Source organism: Actinomadura rudentiformis (genome assembly GCF_008923185.1).
GTDB lineage: Bacteria > Actinomycetota > Actinomycetes > Streptosporangiales > Streptosporangiaceae > Spirillospora > Spirillospora rudentiformis.
Genome location: NZ_WBMT01000035.1, coordinates 18,187 through 36,056, shown reverse-complemented (window position 1 = coordinate 36,056; position 17,870 = coordinate 18,187). Strand labels below are relative to the sequence as shown.

The following is a 17,870-nucleotide window of genomic DNA, read 5'->3' as shown; positions in this document are numbered from 1 at the left end:
CGCATCGCACACGACGCCGAAGGCCTCCGCTCGCGGGGGAGCGGAGGCCTCTGGCAGCCGGGCGGTCAGAAGACCGGCCTGACCACGATGTTGTCGATGTGCCAGGCGGCGTTGACACCGGCGGTGAGCCGCGTGTCGTTCAGCCGTGCCCCGTTGGCGAAGTTCATCACCGACACGAAGACAGCCACCTGCTGCCCGCCCGCGTAGGTCCGCTGCGAGTTGACGCGGACCTTGCGCTTCGACCATGCTGGGACGGCCTCGAAGTCCTGCCAGTTCTCCGTGGACGTGGTCCCGGTACTCGCCAGCAGGCCGCTGACGGTCTCCTGCGGTACCGAGTCGGCCCAGCTGGAGTACACCTCGACCTGCACGGACTGGGAGAGCTCCACGCGGCAGGCCGAGTCGCCCGGCTCGTCGTCGGTGTCGATGAAGAACCGGCTGTGCTGGCACGTCAGGTCGACATCGACGATGAGCGGCCGGGCGGCCGGCAGCGTGAAGAGGCGCATGTAGCCGTTCCGCCAGGACATCCAGGCCCAGCTGTTGTTGCCCGTCTCCCGCTGCCGGAACCGGATGTGGCTGCCCGCCCGGTTGATGGTCGGCGCCCAGAAGCTCTCCTGGTTCCAGATCGCGAAGTCGCCCGGCCGGGACGAGCCCCACGCCGGCCCCGGGTCCCAGTTGCCGTCGTAGACGACCAGGGAGGCGTCGCCCTCCTCGATCGCGCGGCCCTCTCCGGGCACCACGGTGACCTCCGCCCCGCCCATGCCGGGCAGCGCGGTGGCGGCACCGGCCTGCTCGGCGAAATCGGCCCGCATCCGGTCGAGCGCGACAAGATCGACGCCGATCTCGGCCGCGTACGCGCGCTGCCGGGCGGCCCGGCGCTGCCGGGCGTCCTGATCCGCGTCCTCGCCCAGGCGGTGCTCGGCCGCGTGGGCCCGCAGCTTCTCCTGAAGCTCGGCGGGGACGATCCGGAGGCGCTCCGCCTCGAACCGGTCCACAACGGCCTGTCCCGCGGTGACGAGACGCTCGGCCTGCGCCGCGTCGCGGGCCGCCATGGTCTCGCGCATGTGATCGAGAGCCCCGGCGGGGATCCCGCGGCTGTCGGTTGTGCTGGTCATGGTTGACCTCTTTCACTCGGTGTTTTCACGACCACCGACAGTCTTGGTTCCGCCACGTTCACCGGCATCGGTGAGGACTACCGAGTTTGCGGGCCCTGCCCGCTACCGAGCCACGTCCGGACGGTGCGGATCGAGGCCGGGTACGGAGAACAGCGAACCCCGCCGGGCCGTGGGGCCGGGCGGGGTTCGTGTGCGCGCTGGGAGGGATCAGACGGTCAGACCGCGAAGTCGAGCAGCGGCTGGGCGTTGCTGGGGTGCCGCAGCTTGGAGAGCGACTCCTTCTCCAGCTGGCGGATGCGCTCGCGGGTCAGCCCGAGCGCCTTGCCGATCTCGTCGAGCGTCCGCGGCGTCCCGTCGTACAGCCCGAACCGCATCGCCATGATCTTGGCCTCGCGCGGGCTGAGGATGTCGAGGGTGCGGCGCAGCTGCTCGGCCATGAGCTGACGGTCGACCAGGTCGGAGGCCTCGGGGCTGTCGGTGTCCTCGATGAGGTCGCCGATGCGGGTCTCGCCGTCCTCACCGATGGTGGAGTCGAGGCTGATCGGCTGCCGGCTGGTGCGCAGCAGCTCACGCACCTGCTCGGGGCTCTTGTCGAGCTCCACCGCCAGCTCCTCGGGGGTGGGCTCGCGGCCCAGCCGCTGGTGCATGTCCCGCTCGACCCGGCTCAGCTTGCTCAGCATCTCCAGGACGTGGACGGGAAGGCGGATCGTGCGGGCGGAGTCGGCGAAGCCGCGCTGGATCGCCTGGCGGATCCACCACATGGCGTAGGTGGAGAACTTGTAGCCCTTGGAGTAGTCGAACTTCTCGACCGCGCGGATCAGGCCCAGGTTGCCCTCCTGGACCACGTCCAGCAGGGACAGCCCGCGGTCGGAGTACTTCTTGGCGACCGACACCACCAGGCGCAGGTTGGCCTCCAGCATGTGGGCCTTGGCACGGCGGCCGTCGGCGGCGACCCACTCCAGGTCCATGCGGCGCTGCGGGCTGAACTTCTGCGTCTCGAGCAGGTGCTCGGCGTAGAGCCCGGCCTCGATGCGCTTGGCCAGGTCGACCTCCTGCTCGGCGGTGAGCAGCTGGCGCCGCCCGATCGCCTTGAGGTAGGTGTGCACCGAGTCGCCCATGGTGGTCGACTGGTCATCCAGGTCGGCGAGCGGCGCGCCCTCGACCTCGGTCACCTCGAAGGTCCCGTCCTCGGCGTCGTCGAGCTCCGCGGCGGCGGGCTCACGGTCGTCGACGGCCTGAACGGCGGACTGGGTGGCGGACTTGCCGGCGGCCTTCTTGGCGGTGACCCGCTTCGCGGCCGGGGACTTGGTGACCTTTGTCACGTCCGTCTCGTCCGCGGCGGGGGCGGCCGCCTTGCCGGACTTACGGGTCTTGGCCTTGGCGGCCTTGGCCGGCGGCGTCGTGGCGGACTCGGACTCGCTGGCCAGGCCGATGCCCGCGTCCGAGAGCTCGCGGAGGATGGAACGGCCCTGCGAGGGGCTGATACCGGCGGCCTCGAAGGCCTTGCGTACCTCGTCGAGCGAGAGGCGCCCTTGAGCACGGCCACGCTCGAGGAGGTCGTCGAGCGCCGGGCTCGTCAACTCCGTGAGCGGGGTCTCTACAGCGGTTCGCGGCATGGGGGCACCCCTCTCCCTTCACTGTGTGGGTGCGACGCGGAGGCGTGATTCGCTAGTGATGCGCGCACTTATCGGAACGCTGCACGAAGGGCTTCTTGTTCCCAGCCACCGCGTCCGAAACTCCCGGCAGGACACGTGAGGGGCCCTGAGCCCCTTGTGGGCCGCCGGATTCACAACCTTGAAGATTTTACCGGTTTACCGGGATTCCGGGGCGGGATGGCCTCAGGATCGTCCAGGGGGTGAGATGCGGCCGTAGCGGGCGATCACGCGGTCCCGCAGTTCGGGATCATCGCGCGGGACCGGCTCGATGAACACCTCGTCGATCTCCCCGTGGGCCGCCCGCAGCTCGTGCGACATCCGGACGCAGGCCCGTTCGACCTCACCCGCGGTCAGCGTGTCGCGGAAGTCCAGCCGGGCGCAGACCAGGACCCGGTCGGCGCCGACCGTCATGGTCACGATGTCGACCACCCACTCGATCTCCGGGGCGGCGCCGAGCAGGCCCCGCACGTCGTGGACGAGGCGCGGGTCGGCCTGGTTGCCGATGAGCAGGTTGAGGTTGATGCGGCCCAGGATCAGCGCGACCGCCGTCAGCAGCACCCCGATCATGATCGAGCCGACGCCGTCCCAGATCGCGGAGCCGGTGAGCTGGTGCAGGCCCAGGCCCGCGAACGCGAACAGCAGGCCGAGCAGCGCGGCCGAGTCCTCCAGCAGGACGCTGATCGATGTGGGCTCGTCGGTCCGCCGGATGTAGACGATCATGGGCAGGCCCTCGTCCCGGGCGTCCGCGCGGACCTGCCGCAGGGCCTGCTGCCAGGAGACGGCCTCCAGGGCGAACGAGACCGCCAGCACGATGTAGCCGGCCAGCGGGTCGGACTCCTCGCCCGGATGCCCCAGGAGCGTCTCGACGCCCTGGTAGAAGGCGAACAGCGCGCCCATCCCGAAGATCGCAACGGCGACGAGGAGCGTCCAGATGTAGCGCTCCTTGCCGTAGCCGAGCGGATGCCGCCGGTCGGCGGGGCGGCCGCTGCGGCGCAGCCCCACGATCAGCAGCACCTCGTTGAAGGTGTCGGCGATCGAGTGCGCCGCCTCCGCCGCCATGGACGCCGAACCGGTGATCACCGCTGCGACGATCTTGGCGATGGCGATGCCCAGGTTGGCGCCGAACGCCAGCAGCACCGTCAGCGTGCTCTCCTGCTGCTCCTCGGGCTCCTGCTGCTCCTCGGGCATGGCACCTCCGGCCCAAGCCTGCCACGGCGGGCCGGAGTCAGCGGGAATCGGGGCGCCGGAGTGCCTCCAGATCCGGCTTGCCGGAGGGCAGGAGCGGGATCTCCCCGACCAGCTCCAGCTCGCGCGGCGCGGCGTATGCGGGCATGACCTCGCGGATCCAGCCGCGAAGCGCGTCCAGGTCGGGTGCCTCGCCGGCGGGCACGACCACGGCGGTCACCCGATGTCCCCACTCGGGATCGGGACGGCCCACGACCGCCACGTCCGCCACCTGGGGGTGGCGGGACAGGGCCGCGGCGACCTCGCCCGCGACGACCTTCTCCCCGCCCGTGACGATCACGTCGTCGGCCCGGCCGCGAACCCGGAGCAGCCCGTCCTCGATCACGCCGAGGTCCTGGGTGACGAACCAGTCCCCGTCACGCACGGCCGAGGTGAGCTGCGGCCGCAGCCGGTATCCGCTGAACAGGACGGGACCGGCGAGCCGGATGCGCCCGTCCGCCCCGATGCCGGTCCGGACTCCCTCCAGCGGCACGCCGTCGTACACGCACCCGCCGGAGGTCTCGCTCATGCCGTAGGTGGTGAACACCCGCGCGCCGCGTTCCCGCGCGGCGTCGAGCAGGTCCGGGGGAGCGGCGGCGCCGCCCAGCAGGATGGACCGGAACTTCGACAGGTCGACGCCCGCGTCCAGGAGCCGGCGGAGCTGGGTGGGGACGACCGAGAGATGCGCCACATCGGCGCCGGCCACCGCCGTCACGTCGAAGCGCGGCTGGATCACCGGCTCGGTCCCTGCGGCGAGCGACCGGACCAGCACCTGGACACCGGCGATATGGCTAGTGGGCAGGCAGCACAGCCAGCGATCACCGGGCCCGGCGCCGATCCGGTCGAACGTCGCGGCCGCCGAGGCGAGCAGCGCCGCCGCCCGTAGCTCGACGATCTTGGGGGTGCCGGTGGAGCCGGACGTCGCGATCAGCACGGCGGTCTCCCGCGCCACGGGGATGCCGGTGACCGCCAGGCGGGCGCCGCCCGCCCGGCGGAGGTGGATGCCGTCCTCGTTCTCGACCGCGTGCGGGGCCAAGGCGTCCAGCAGGTCCCGGAGCGCCGCCTCGGGGAGGTCCGGGGAGATCGGGCAGATCGCCGGGCCGGTGCCGTCCAGCGCCGCGGCGAGCGCCGCGTACAGGCGCGGTCCCGGCGGCAGAACGACGGCATGCAGGCGGCGATCCATGATGCGGCCAGCCTAAACGACCCCACTGAACACGTTCGAATCGCAGTGGCGTTGAATGGGGGCCGAGCGAGCGACATGGAAGAGGGTCCAATGGTCTCGGAGCTGTTCGACAGCGGCGCATGGAAGGAAGTCGAGGGCTTCGACTTCACCGACATCACCTATCACCGGGCGGTCGACCAGGGCACCGTCCGCATCGCGTTCAACCGGCCCGAGGTGCGCAACGCCTTCCGGCCGCACACGGTCGACGAGCTCTACCGGGCCATGGACCACGCGCGGATGTCCAGCGATGTCGGCTGCGTCCTGCTCACCGGCAACGGGCCGTCGCCCAGGGACGGCGGCTGGGCCTTCTGCTCCGGCGGCGACCAGCGGATCCGGGGCAAGGACGGCTACAGGTACGCCGAGGGGGAGACCGCCGACAGCATCGACCCGGCCCGGGCGGGGCGGCTCCACATCCTAGAGGTGCAGCGGCTGATCCGGACCATGGGCAAGGTCGTCATCTGCGTCGTGCCGGGCTGGGCCGCGGGCGGGGGCCACAGCCTCCACGTCGTCTGCGACCTGACGCTGGCCAGCCGGGAGCACGCCCGCTTCAAGCAGACCGACGCCGACGTGGCCAGCTTCGACGGCGGGTTCGGATCGGCCTATCTGGCCCGGCAGGTGGGGCAGAAGTTCGCCCGGGAGATCTTCTTCCTGGGTGACACTTATGACGCCGAGGCGGCACACCAGATGGGCATGGTGAACGCCGTCGTCCCGCACGCGGAGCTGGAAAGGACCGCGCTGGAGTGGGGTGCCAAGATCAATGGCAAGAGCCCGACGGCCCAGCGCATGCTCAAGTTCGCCTTCAACCTCGTGGACGACGGCCTGGTCGGGCAGCAGGTGTTCGCAGGGGAGGCGACCCGGCTCGCGTACGGGACCGATGAGGCCGCCGAGGGCCGTGACTCCTTCCTTGAGAAGCGTGACCCCGATTGGTCGCGTTTCCCGTGGTACTACTAAAAACCTCACGGTGAACGGCAGGGGGTCAACGGGTGAGGGTCTTCTCCATCCCGATGCGGACGCGGTTCCGCGGCATCACGCAACGGGAGGGCGTGCTGATCCACGGCCCCGCCGGCTGGGGGGAGTTCTCCCCCTTCGCCGAATACGGCCCCGTCGAGTCCGCGCGCTGGCTCGCCGCGGCGCGTGAGGCCGCCTACGACGGCTGGCCCGCGCCGCTGCGCGAGACCGTCCCGGTCAACGTGACGATCCCCGCGGTCGGCCCCGAGACGGCCGCCGGGATGACGCGGGCCTCGGGCTGCCGCACCGCCAAGGTGAAGGTCGCCGAACGCGGGCAGGACGAGGCCGACGACGTGGCCCGGGTGGAGGCCGTCCGCGACGCGATCGGTCCCGACGGCAAGATCCGCGTGGATGTCAACGGGGCATGGGACGTCGACCGGGCCGTGCGGATGATCCGGGCGCTGGACCGGTTCGGCCTGGAGTACGTCGAGCAGCCCTGCGCGACGCTGGACGAGCTGGCCAGGGTGCGGCGGCTGGTGGACGTGCCGGTCGCCGCGGACGAGTCGATCCGGCGTGCCGAGGACCCGCTGAAGGTCCGGGCGGCCGAGGCCGCCGACATCGCCGTGCTCAAGGTGCAGCCGCTCGGCGGTGTCCGTGCCGCCCTGAAGATCGCCGAAGCGTGCGGCCTGCCGGTGGTGGTGTCGAGCGCGGTGGAGACCTCGATCGGGCTCGCCGCGGGGCTGGCGCTGGCCGCGGCGCTGCCGGAGCTGCCGTACGCGTGCGGGCTGGCCACCCTGTCGCTGCTGGAGGGCGATGTCGTCGGCGACCCGCTGGTCGCCGAGGACGGCGCGATCCCGGTACGCCGCCCGGACGTGGTCGAGGACGCCCTGCGCCGGTTCGAGCCCGCCGACGACGAGCTGCAGGCCGGCTGGCGCCGCCGGGTGGCCGACGCCCAGGCCCTGATGGACGCACCACCGGTGATCGGAGTCGCGCGATGAATCCGGCCACCGCGCTGGCGACCGTGCTGGTCGACGAGCTGCTGCGCTGCGGCATGACCGAGGCGGTACTGGCGCCCGGGTCGCGGTCGGCTCCGCTGGCGCTGGCGTTGCACGAGGCGTCCGGGGCCGGGCGGGTCCGGCTGCATGTGCGCATCGACGAACGGTCCGCCTCGTTCCTGGCGCTCGGCATGGCCAAACGGTCAGGCCGGCCGGTCGCGCTCGTGTGCACCTCGGGCACGGCCGCGGCCAACTTCCACCCGGCCGTCATCGAGGCGCACGAGTCGCACGTTCCGCTGATCGTGCTGACCGCCGACCGGCCGCCCGAGCTGCGCGACACCGGCGCCAACCAGACCATCGACCAGGTCAAGATCTACGGCACCGCCGCACGGTGGAGCTGCGAGATCGGTGTGCCGGAGAACCGGCCCGGCATGGTCGCCTACTGGCGTTCGCTGGTCAGCCGGGCGTGGGGTCTGGCGCTCGCGCCCGACCCGGGTCCGGTGCACCTGAACGCGGCGTTCCGCGAGCCGCTGATCCCCGACGGAGACGCCACCTGGTGCGAGCCCCTGGACGGTGACGCGACGGGGGCCTGGACCAAGGTGCGGGCGGCCACGCCGGGGTCGGTGCTGCACGTGCCGCCGACCCGGCGCGGGGTCCTCGTCGTCGGCGACGGCGCCACCAACGTCAAGCGCTATGTCGCCGCGGCCTCGATGGCGGGCTGGCCCGTGCTGGCCGAGCCGAACGGCAACGCCCGCTACGGCGACCACGCGCTGTCCTCCCACCACTTCCTGCTCGGCGTGCCGGAGTTCGTGGAACGGCACCGGCCCGAGGTCGTCGTCACGCTCGGCAAGCCGGGCCTCTCCCGGCCCCTGCTGTCGTTGCTGCGCCGCGCCGAGGAGCACGTCGTGCTCTCGCCAGACCTGACGCGCTGGCCCGATCCCGTGCGTTCGGCCACCCAGGTCGCCCAGGACGTGGAGATCCCGGTGGTGTCGGGTGACGACTCGTGGCTGAAGTCGTGGCGCAGCGCCGACCTGGCCGCCGCCGCCGCGGTGGACGCGGTGCTCGACGCGATCCCCGAGGTCAGCGAGCCGCGGCTGGCCCGCGACCTCGTCGCCGGGCTGCCGGGCGGCTCGTTGTTGTTCACCGCGGCGAGCATGCCGATCCGCGATCTCGATCAGGTGATGCGGCCGCGCCGGGGCATCCGCGTCATGGCCAACCGGGGCGCCAGCGGCATCGACGGGCTGGTCTCCACGGCGATCGGCGCCGCGCTGGTGCACAGCGGCCGCGCCTACGCGCTGCTCGGCGACCTGGCGTTCCTGCACGACCAGAACGGGCTGATCCTCGGTCCTGACGACCGTCGCCCGGACCTGGCGATCATCGTGGTCAACAACGAGGGCGGCGGGATCTTCTCGCTGCTGCCGCAGGCGGCGCTGCGCGATCCGTTCGAGCGGGTCTTCGGCACGCCGCACCGGGTCGACCTGGAGCACATCGCCGCCGCGCACCGCATCCCGTACCGGCGCCTGGAGGCCGCGGCGGACCTGCCCAAGGCGATCGCGGGGGAGGGGCTGCGCATCGTCGAGGCCCGCACCGACCGCGACGCCAACGCCGTGCTCCACGCGGAGATGCGCAAGGCCGCCCACGAGGCCGTCCGCGCCCTGCTCACCCGCTGAGCCACCATCTCGCCGTGCCCTCGGGCGTCGCCGCTCTGTTTTATTACAACTCTCAAATTACAATGTAAAGGCGGCGGGCTAGATGCGTGCTCACCTTGTTTGAGGAATCACACGTTCCTCAACGACCCCTAGCTTTGGCAGAGAGGAAGGGAGAGAGGCGCATGATGCACTTTCAGGACGAGGCTCAGTGGGAGTCCTGGCTGGCCGAGCACCACGCGGACGGCGCGGGCGTGTGGCTGAAGATCGCCAAGAAGGGCGGGGGCGGGTCGTCCATCACCATCGCCCAGGCACTGGACGTCGCGTTGTGCTACGGCTGGATCGACGGTCAGCGCAAGGCCTATGACGAGGACTTCTACCTGCAGCGCTATTCACCCCGCCGCAAGGGCAGCCCGTGGTCGCGGGTGAACGTCGAGAAGGTGGAGGCGCTGACCGCCGCCGGGCGCATGCGGCCCGCAGGACTGGCGGAGGTCGCCGCCGCCCAGGCTGACGGCCGGTGGGAGGCGGCCTATGTCGCCCAGCGCAACGCCACGGTGCCGCCCGACCTGGCGGCGGCGCTGGAGGCAAGCCCGCAGGCCGCCGCCCGTTTCAAGGCTCTGGCCAAGACCGCCCGCTACCAGCTGATCCTGCCAGTGCTGAAGGCCAGGACCGACGCGGGCCGGGCCGCCCGCGTGGAGAAGGCGGTCTCCGCCCTGCTCACCGGCCCGCCCGCCTGAGCGGGTGCGCTTTGCGGGAGGCGCCGCTGCGGAGCGCCGCTGCCACCAAGGGCGTCAGATGCCTGCGGTGGCGACGGCGGCGGCCGGGGGCAGCAACGGGCCGCCGTCCCACTCCTGGAAGATCAGCTGTCGGCGGCTGGAGGATGTCGATGACCTGTGGGAGGACCTGGAACGGGCGCTGCTCAGCGGTTGAGGGAGACGTGGTCGGTGTCGTAGCCGAAGTAGCGCGGCCCGGCCAGTTCCAGACCGCCGGGCGTCAGCCAGCGGGGGTCGCAGGGCACGCCGAGGACGGTGACGCGCAGGCCGTAACGCAGGCCCTCAGTGGTGACCGGCTCGCCGCTGTCGGTGTCGAGCACGCAGATCAGGTCGGGCGTGGTCGCCACGATCTCGCCGTCCCGCCGGGCGAGCAGGTGCTCGTTCTGGAAGCTGAGCTCCAGTGACCGGCCGTCGTCGCCGCCGAGGCCGTCGAGGCGGGCCTGACCGCGGGCGAAGCCGCCGGAGGTGCGGCGCTGGACGTCGGCGACCTTACCGGTGAGGAGCCGGACCCCGCCGAGGAGGCGGGCGGCTGCGGCGACCGGGTCGCCGTGCGCGGCGCGGGCTTCGCGGACGGTGCGTCCGAGGTCTTCGGCGAGGGTGAGGGTGGCGGGGACGAGGCCGTCGGCGAGCTGGTCGCCGCGCATGACCGTGTCGGCGCAGGAGACCGAGCAGCCCATCTCGACGCACGCCGTCCGGGCGAGGCGTTCGGACCACAGGTTGGAGACCGTCTCCAGGACCAGGGTGTTGCCCTTGTCGTCGGCGACGGCCATCGGGGCGACGGTGACGCCGATGAGGCCCGGGAGGACCATCTGGGCCTCGGGGAAGGCGCGGCCCATGGCGTCGCCGTCGACCACGGGCAGCCGGGTCCGGGCGGCGGCGATGAACGGGGTCATGGAGTTGAGCCCGCCGACCTCGATGGGCACGAGGTGGGTGGCCTGGCGGCCGAGGAACCTCTCCAGGGCGCGGAGGGCGGTGACCTCCTCGGTGCCGGCGGGGATCTTCTCCAGTGACACGGTGGGGGCGCCCATGCCGGAGATGGCGACGACGGTGGCGTCGGGGGGCACCTCGTGGATGTCCACGACGGTCACCGGGCCGTGCTCGCGGATGGCGTGCTGGGCCAGCAGCTTGCCGACGTAGGGGTCGCCCCCGCCGCCGGTGCCGAGGATCCCCGCGCCGCGCGCCATGTCGTCCAGGTGCTCGGGGTGGATCTCACGCATGGGCGCTCTCCAGTCGCTGCAGGTCCAGGTCGCCGACCGCGTTGATCCGGATGCGGGTGGCGCCGCCGGGCAGGTAGGCGAGGGGGACCTCTTCGATGTCGGTGATGGTGACGGTGCCGGGGCGGGCGCCGGCGTCCTCGGCGGCGCGTACGGCCTCGTCCTTGGCGGCGTCCAGGACGGCGTCGCGGTGGCCGGCGGGGACCTGGAAGACGCGGTCGACCTCGCCGCCGACCTGGGCGATGGCGGCGCCGATGGCGTTGGCGACGGCGAAGTGGCCGGGGCGCCGTACGTCGGGGAAGCCGGGCAGCTCGGAGCCGACCAGGATGCTGCCGCCGCCGACCGCGACGGCGGGGATCGGTTCGGCGGAGGTGCGCATGCGGTCCACGGTCTCGGCGAGGCGTGCGGCGATGTGCCGGAGTCCGGCCTGGACGGCATCGGGGTCGAGGTGCGCGACGCGGGCGGCGTCGCCGATGTCGGCGCGGCCGGCCGCGACGGCGAGGTCGGTGGCGGTGAGCGTGTCACCGCCGAAGACGAGCGCCTCCTCGGTGAGCCGGTAGCCGACGCTGCGCGGGCCGATTGAGGGCGGATCCAGGTCGGCGAGCGAGCCGCCGCCGATGCCGAGGGACAGCACGTCGGGGATGCGGAAGTTGGTGCGGACGCCGGCGAGCTCGGCCTCACCGGCGGCCTGGCGGGGGAAGCCGCCGGTGAGGATGCCGATGTCGGCGGTGGTGCCGCCGACATCGATGACGGCGCAGTCGGTGAGACCGGACAGGTAGGCGGCGCCGCGCATGGAGTTGGTGGGGCCGGAGGCGAACGTGGCGACGGGGTAGCGGCGGGCGTGCTCGACGTCCATCAGGGTGCCGTCGTTCTGGGAAAGGAACAGGGGCGCGGTGATCCCGGCTGTGGTGAGGGCGCCGCCGAACGCCTCGACGATGGTGACGGCGAGGTCGCGCAGCGCGGCGTTGACGATGGTGGCGTTCTCGCGGGGGAGGAGGCCGACCCGTCCGATCTCGTGGGACAGCGAGAGGTGCACCGCGTCGCCGAGCTCGGCCGCGAAGATCTCCGCGGCGCGGAGCTCGGCGTCGGCGCTGACCGGTGAGAACACCGAGGAGACGGCGACCGAGCGGATGCCGCGCGCGGCGATCCCGGCGGCGGCTTTGCGTAGTTCGTCCTCGTCGAGTGGGGAGATCTCGCGGCCGTCGTACTCGTGGCCGCCGTGGCAGAGGAACGTGGGGGCGGCGCCGGTTTCGTGGCCGAGGGCGGCCCGGAGCCGGGCGGGCCAGTCGGTCATCGGCGGCAGCGCCGCGGTGGCGGGCAGGCCGAGCCGTACGGCCGCGGTCGGTGCGAGCCGTTCCCCCTCCACCAGGGCGTTCACGAAGTGGGTGGTGCCGATCATGACCGCGGTGATGGCGCCGGGTGCGGCGCCCGACCCGTCCAGGACCGCGTTGACCGCCGTGATCACGCCGCCGGTGACGTCCGGGGTGGTGGGGGACTTGACCGTGGCGAGCACGGTGTCCCCGTCCAGCAGGACCGCGTCGGTGTTGGTGCCGCCGACGTCGATGCCGATGCGCATTCCGCTCCTTTGCCGTGTGGATGTGCCGTGTGGATGTGCCGGAGGTGGGGTCTCTACGGGCGGGTGGTGGCTGGGGTGGCGCCGTGCGCGGCCTCCAGGGCCGCAGCGGGGTGGTCGGGCTGCTCGACGGGGAGTTCCCGGGTGCCGCGGACGAGGCCGAGGCGGGCGGCGAGGACGTAGCCGACGCCGGCGATCAGCAGCGAGTTGAGCGCGGGGATGCCCCACCACTGGTGGTGCTCGCTGAACCAGCCGATGGTCGCGGCGGCGGCCCAGAGCACGAGGCTGGCGGGGACCCAGCCGGGTTCGGTCTCGGGCAGCCTGCCGAGCTCGCGGGAGGCGTCCAGGGCGGGGCGCCAGCGGCGGGCGATGAAGTACTCGGCGACCATGATCCCGGCGATCGGCGGGGTGAGGACGCCGAGCAGGGTGAGGAAGTCGGTGAACCGGTCGAGGATCCCGGCGGCGGCCGCGAGGCTGCCGAGCACGCCGATGCCGACCGTGACCGCGACCCGGTTGAGCCGCACACCGATCAGCGACTCGACGGCGTTGATCAGGCCCAGCGCGGCCGAGTAGAGGTTCCAGTTGTTGATCTTCGTGGTGGCGGAGATGAGGATGATGACGCCGGCGACGCCGGAGGACGCGGTGATGATGGCGATGACGTCGGAGGTCTTGACCGCGTACGCCAGCAGGACGCCCGCCAGCCCCAGCACGTACTCGCCGAGGGAGATGCCGACGAGGGTCTGCTTGACCACGTCGCCGGTGTTGCGGTTGAAGCGGGTCATGTCGGGGGTGGTGACCGCGCCGACGATGTAGGACCCGGCGACGATCGTGGCGCCGGTCGCGATCGACATCGGTTCGCCGAACGGCGGCGAGGAGACCAGGTCGCCGAGGCTGTGCTTGGAGATCTCCACGTGCATCGCCCAGCCGGCCAGGCCGAGGAAGGCCGGGACGGTGACGAACGCGGTCCAGCCCATGGCGCGGAATCCCTTGAGCACCAGCACCGTCACCCCCAGCCCGGCGATGATCGACCAGACCCACAGCGGCGGGCCGCCCGCCAGCGAGTGCAGGCCCTGGGCGAACACGGCGGTCTGCACGCCGAACCAGCCGAACAGCGAGACCGCGATGACCAGGCCGATCAGCGTCGACCCGTACCGGCCGAACCCGGTCCAGCGGGCCAGCACCGAGGTGGACAGTCCCTCGCGCATCCCGGCGATGCCGATGAAGATGCAGACGACCTCCAGGATCACCGAGCCGAGGGTGAACGCCCAGACGGCGCCCCAGAACGACAGGCCCGCGCCCAGGGTGGCGCCTAGGAGGAACTGGGTGAGGTCCGACAGCTGGCCGAACCGCTGGACCGCGACGTTGAACCAGGAGTAGCGCGCCGACCGCGGGACCCGTTCGAGCGGGTAGTCCTCGTCGGTGCGGGAGGAGGCCGTGGCTGGTATCGGAGGCGGCGGCTGGTCGGTGGGTGAGCCGGTCTTCGACATGGTTGGCCTTTCGGGCTGGGGCCGGGGGTTACAGGGGATGGGCGGGACCGGAGGCGCGGGCGTGCAACCGCAGGGTGACGCTGGGCAGGTAGGGGAGAGGCGTCTGCGTCACCTCCGACACCTGGACGCGGCGGGGGTCGGCTCCGGCGCGTACGGCGCTGGCGCGGGCTTCCTCCCGCACCTCGTCGAGGGCGGCTTGCAGGCCGGTGCGCGGGTCAAGGCGGACGATGCGTTCGGCCTGGCCGCCGACGGGGCTGGAGGCCGCGCCGATGGCTCCCGCGACGGCGCCGTGTTCGGGGTGGCGGATCTCGCTGACGCCGGGCAGCGCGGCGGGCACGTCGGCGGCGGCGCCGCCGACGACGATCAAGGGGAGGCGTCCGGCGGCGGGCTGCATGCGGTCGACGGCCTCAGCGAGGTCGTGGTGGGCGCGCGGGCCGCCGCGGGCGACCCGGATGACGTCGGGCATCCAGAAGCCGACGGGGACGCCGCTGATCTGGGCGTCCAGCGCCTGCTGCGGGAATCCCGCGGTGAGGGCGGCGACGCGGACGCGGTGTTCGCCGGCGTCGGCGACGACCGCGTCGGCGAGCCCGGTGAGGGTGGCGGCGCCGCGCAGCGTGCCGGCCAGGCCGCCGCCGAGGCCGAGGCCGGGGTGCCGCCGCAGGTGGTCCAGGCCCATCAGGGTGCCGTCGCCGCGGGTGACCAGGACCGTCGCGGTGCCGCCGATGGCTGCGCGCAGACCGTCGGCGAGATCGGCGGTCGGGCGGTGCAGTGCTGCGTCCAGGACGGTGGTGTTCTCGCGTTCCAGCAGGCCGAGCGGGCCCAGCTCGCCGGACAGCGAGACGTGCACCGCGTCGCCGAGTTCGCGGTGGATGATGTCGGCGGCCTGGCGTTCCTGCGCTCCGTCCACGGGCGAGAAGACCCCGGTGATGGCGATCGCGTCGGCGCGGCTGGCGAGGCCGGCGGCGAACGCGGCGACGGCGCCGGTGTCCAGCGGGGTCCATTCGGCGGCGTCGAAGCCGCCGCCGCCCTCGACGATGGCGGTGCCTGCGCAGACGGCGTCGCGGAGGCCGGCGGGCCAGCCGAAGAGGGGCCGCACGGCCTGGGCGGCGGGGCCGCCGATCCGGAGCACGCCGACCTTGGCGAGGCCCCGGCGTTCGTCGAGGGCCTGTGCGAGGCCGCGGAGGCCGACGGCGACCTGGGTGCGGGGGTGCTCGGGGAGCGCGGCCAGAGCGTGGCGGACCGACGCCACGGGATCGCCTGGAACGGACGGCACCTTGGCCGTCGCCCAGGGCACCGCGGCGTCGGTGAGGACGGCGGCGTCGGTGTGGGTGGGGCCGACCTCGATTCCAGTGATCATCTGGCCGTCTCCGGTATGACCCCGCCCGGCATGACCGCTGAGCTTGACGTGACGGCTGCGTCCAGGCCGAAGGCGGCCGGTCCGCCGAGGCGGCGGCCCTCGGGCGTGTTCCAGACCGGCGCGCAGGGGAGGGCGAGCACGCTGACGCGGAGCCCGTAGCGCAGCCGTTCCACATCGATGGCGGCGGCAGTACGGGTGTCGAGGACGGCGATGATGTCGGGGACCAGGATGAGCGGGCGGCCGTCCTCGAAGGCGGCGAGGTACTCGCTCTGCGCCTCCAGCCGCAGCAGCCGCCCGGCGTCGGGGCCGAGGCCCTCGACGATGGCGGCGGTGGCACCCGCCCCGGTGCGGTCGACGGTCGAGATCTTCCCGGTGATCAGGCGGTCGAGGCCCCCGCCCGGCTCGTCCGGGAGCGTGTTCGAGAACTCGTCGGGAACGCCGTCGGCCAGCGCCGTTCCGATGGCCAGCGCCCGCGACACCGAGCCGGGTACGGCGGCGGTGCGGACCTGGCCGGCGCGCAGCACGTACTCGGAGGTGGCGGCCTGCCCTCCGAAGGCCTCGAGCACTCCCCTGGCCAGCCGTTCCAGCCACCGGCCGTCGACATGGTCAAGGACGACCGTGCGGCCGCGCTCGTCGGTGAGGACGCAGGGCGTGGGCGCGATCCCGGCGAGTTCCATGGCGTTCTGGTTCATCCGGGGGAACGCCCGGCCCATGGCGTCGGCGTCCACGAGCGGCAGGCCGAGGCGGGCTGCCCAGGCCACGGCGTGGCAGCCGTTGGACCCGCCGATCTCACTGGACATGAGCGCCGCCACGGGCGCGCCGTGCAGCCGTTCGACGGTGTCGCGCAGGACCTGGGCCTCGGTTCCGCCGCCGATGCGCTCGGCCCCGACCGCGGGGGAGCCGATGACCCCGCACGGCATGACCAGTGCGGTGGCGTCGAGGTCCTCGGGCTGCAGGACGGGGACGGGTCCGTGGTCGGCGACGGCCTGGAGCGCGGCCGCGAGGACGACGTCGACGCCTCCGCCGCCGCCGGAACCCAGCACCGCGCAGCCGCGGGCGAAGGTGGGAAGCGTGCCGCCGTCCAGGAGGGTCATGGCGTCAGCGTAGGACGGGAGCCACCATGATCTGGTGTGCTGAGCGCTGCTATTCAGCCTGGTCAATGTGCCTTTAGCACACCTTGGGCGGGATAGTCTGCCGACGTGGACACCGTCATCGCCGACCTGCTCGCCGCGCCGGGACGTCCTGGATCTCTCGATCTGCTGGCGGGTCCGGCGGCCGGGCGGCGGGTGCTGGGCGTGACGCTGGTCGAGGATCTGCGTTCGCTGACCGCGGTGCCGCCTGGCTCGCTGGCCGTGCTGACCGGTCCGGCCTCGTCCCGGGCCACCGCGTACCGCCTCGATGTGGCGATGCGGGATGTCGTGGCCGCGGGCGGTGCGGGGCTGGTGCTGACCGGCGGTGCGGCCCCGCCCGTCGCCCGGACGGCTCAGGGGATCGCCGAACGGGGGCGTGTCGCGTTGCTGCACAGCGACGGCGCGGATCTCGGCGGTCTCATGGTCGTGCTCACCCGGGTGATCGAGGGAGGCGCGGCGGAGGCGTTCGCACGGCTGACCGCGGCTTTGGACGGGATCGTGCGTTCCGGCGGCGATGCCGAACGCACGGTGGCGGCGTTGAAGGAGGCGCTGGGAGTCCCGGTCGAACTGCGCCCGCCGAGGCCGGGAGAACGCGGCGAGGTGGCCCAGGGACCCGAGGGGGAGGTGACGCTCGCGGCGGCCGACGCCGGCGGACACCTCGGTGAGGCCGTGGCGGTGTCCATGCGGGTGGCCGCGGAGGCGATCGCCCGTGCCGCAGGGGGAGCGGCGGAGGACACCCCCGTACGGTCACGGATGTTGCTGCTGTCGGAACTGCTGGTGTCTCCCGAGGGCCAGGCGCTGCGGTTGCTGGGGCGGGCCCGCGGGGTCGGGCTCCCGGTGGACGGCTGGCACATCGCGTTGCGCGTGGAGCCGGCGGAGCTGCAGGGACCCGAACGGTACGACCTGCTGGACGTGGCGGGCAGGGCGGCCTTGCAGAGCCTGCGGTCGGCGGGTGGCGCCCAGTGGAATCCGGCGCGCGCCGACGACGCCCTGCTGTTGATCCGGACCCAGACCGGCGACCCCGGCCGGATCGGGCTGCGTTCGGCGGTCGGGGACGCCGAGCGGTTGCTGGGAGAGCTGCGCGACCGGTTTCCCGCCGCCGGGCTGCGCTGCGGCGTCGGCGGAGCCCACCGGGGACCGCTCGGCCTGCGCGCCTCGGCTCGGGAGGCCCGGACCGCGCTGGCCCGCGGCGGCGGATGGGACCGTCCGGTCACCGCGCACGATCTGGCGGGCCTGGACCGCATGCTGGGGGAGTGGTACGCGTCGGACACGGCGCGGGCCTCGGCCCGGGAGCTGCTGGCGCCGATCGAAGCGCTGGGGCCCGAGCGGGCCGAGCCGCTGCTGCGCACCCTGCAGGCCTACCTCGACCACCAGGGGTCGCCGGCGCGGGCGGCGGAGGACCTGCATCTGCACCGCAACGCCGTCACCCAGCGCATTCGGAAAGCGGGCAGGCTGCTCGGTGTGGATCTGGCGGACCCGGAGCAGAGGTTGGCTCTCCAGCTGGCCTGCCGTGCACTGCGGATCTGAAGCGTTC

The 17,870-nt window shown here is 72.9% G+C and carries 15 protein-coding genes; 6 read left to right on the top strand and 9 right to left on the bottom strand.

The window, feature by feature from the left end; translation table 11 throughout:
* Nucleotides 1–65: 65 nt before the first annotated feature.
* From F8566_RS47805 to F8566_RS47790, 4 genes are all read right to left on the bottom strand, one after another.
* Nucleotides 66–1,112 (bottom strand): hypothetical protein, encoded by a 1,047-nt coding sequence (locus F8566_RS47805; protein ID WP_151570835.1) that lies wholly within the window; start codon nt 1,110–1,112, stop codon nt 66–68.
* Nucleotides 1,113–1,327: 215 nt separating this feature from the next.
* Complete coding sequence (locus F8566_RS47800; RefSeq protein WP_151570833.1) at nt 1,328–2,728, bottom strand: RNA polymerase sigma factor; 1,401 nt, start codon at nt 2,726–2,728, stop codon at nt 1,328–1,330.
* Nucleotides 2,729–2,950: 222 nt separating this feature from the next.
* Nucleotides 2,951–3,955, bottom strand: coding sequence for a cation diffusion facilitator family transporter (locus F8566_RS47795; RefSeq protein ID WP_151570831.1), 1,005 nt, complete (start codon nt 3,953–3,955; stop codon nt 2,951–2,953).
* Between the two features lie 37 nt (nt 3,956–3,992).
* Nucleotides 3,993–5,174: an AMP-binding protein gene (locus F8566_RS47790; RefSeq protein ID WP_151570829.1), complete on the bottom strand. Its 1,182-nt coding sequence runs from the start codon at nt 5,172–5,174 to the stop codon at nt 3,993–3,995.
* Nucleotides 5,175–5,264: 90 nt separating this feature from the next.
* Between F8566_RS47790 and F8566_RS47785 the strand changes: the two genes are divergently transcribed.
* The 5 genes from F8566_RS47785 (at nt 5,265) to F8566_RS52535 (ending at nt 9,732) form a co-directional block, all read left to right on the top strand.
* Complete coding sequence (locus tag F8566_RS47785) at nt 5,265–6,164, top strand: 1,4-dihydroxy-2-naphthoyl-CoA synthase (protein WP_151570827.1); 900 nt, start codon at nt 5,265–5,267, stop codon at nt 6,162–6,164.
* Nucleotides 6,165–6,196: 32 nt separating this feature from the next.
* On the top strand, nt 6,197–7,159 hold the full coding sequence (locus tag F8566_RS47780) for an o-succinylbenzoate synthase (protein ID WP_151570825.1): 963 nt from the start codon (nt 6,197–6,199) through the stop codon (nt 7,157–7,159).
* Nucleotides 7,156–8,826, top strand: coding sequence for a 2-succinyl-5-enolpyruvyl-6-hydroxy-3-cyclohexene-1-carboxylic-acid synthase (gene menD / locus F8566_RS47775; RefSeq protein ID WP_151570823.1), 1,671 nt, complete (start codon nt 7,156–7,158; stop codon nt 8,824–8,826). Before F8566_RS47780 ends, menD begins: the two co-directional genes overlap by 4 nt.
* A gap of 161 nt (nt 8,827–8,987) precedes the next feature.
* Nucleotides 8,988–9,539: a YdeI/OmpD-associated family protein gene (locus F8566_RS47770; protein WP_151570821.1), complete on the top strand. Its 552-nt coding sequence runs from the start codon at nt 8,988–8,990 to the stop codon at nt 9,537–9,539.
* 58 nt (nt 9,540–9,597) lie between these two features.
* Nucleotides 9,598–9,732 (top strand): hypothetical protein, encoded by a 135-nt coding sequence (locus F8566_RS52535; protein WP_264159549.1) that lies wholly within the window; start codon nt 9,598–9,600, stop codon nt 9,730–9,732.
* On the opposite strand, the gene F8566_RS47765 is transcribed toward F8566_RS52535, so the two are convergent.
* Genes F8566_RS47765 through F8566_RS47745 form a run of 5 tightly spaced genes read right to left on the bottom strand, consistent with a single transcriptional unit; the run spans nt 9,722 to nt 16,300 of the window.
* On the bottom strand, nt 9,722–10,792 hold the full coding sequence (locus F8566_RS47765; protein ID WP_151570819.1) for a DUF917 domain-containing protein: 1,071 nt from the start codon (nt 10,790–10,792) through the stop codon (nt 9,722–9,724). The two genes, F8566_RS52535 and F8566_RS47765, sit on opposite strands and share 11 nt — an antisense overlap.
* Complete coding sequence (locus tag F8566_RS47760) at nt 10,785–12,365, bottom strand: hydantoinase/oxoprolinase N-terminal domain-containing protein (RefSeq protein ID WP_151570817.1); 1,581 nt, start codon at nt 12,363–12,365, stop codon at nt 10,785–10,787. The genes F8566_RS47765 and F8566_RS47760 overlap by 8 nt, the downstream gene beginning before the upstream one ends.
* Nucleotides 12,366–12,418: 53 nt before the next feature.
* The gene (locus F8566_RS47755; protein WP_151570815.1) at nt 12,419–13,849 is read right to left on the bottom strand and encodes a purine-cytosine permease family protein; all 1,431 of its coding nucleotides are present in this window, start codon (nt 13,847–13,849) and stop codon (nt 12,419–12,421) included.
* 28 nt (nt 13,850–13,877) lie between these two features.
* Nucleotides 13,878–15,206, bottom strand: coding sequence for a hydantoinase/oxoprolinase N-terminal domain-containing protein (locus F8566_RS47750; RefSeq protein WP_151570813.1), 1,329 nt, complete (start codon nt 15,204–15,206; stop codon nt 13,878–13,880).
* Nucleotides 15,203–16,300 carry a DUF917 domain-containing protein gene (locus F8566_RS47745; protein WP_151570811.1) on the bottom strand — a complete coding sequence of 366 codons (1,098 nt, stop codon included), beginning with the start codon at nt 16,298–16,300 and terminating at the stop codon, nt 15,203–15,205. Before F8566_RS47745 ends, F8566_RS47750 begins: the two co-directional genes overlap by 4 nt.
* A 105-nt stretch (nt 16,301–16,405) precedes the next feature.
* Between F8566_RS47745 and F8566_RS47740 the strand changes: the two genes are divergently transcribed.
* A complete protein-coding gene (locus F8566_RS47740; RefSeq protein WP_151570809.1) occupies nt 16,406–17,863 on the top strand; it encodes a PucR family transcriptional regulator in 1,458 nt (485 codons plus the stop codon).
* The last annotated feature ends 7 nt before the right edge of the window (nt 17,864–17,870 follow it).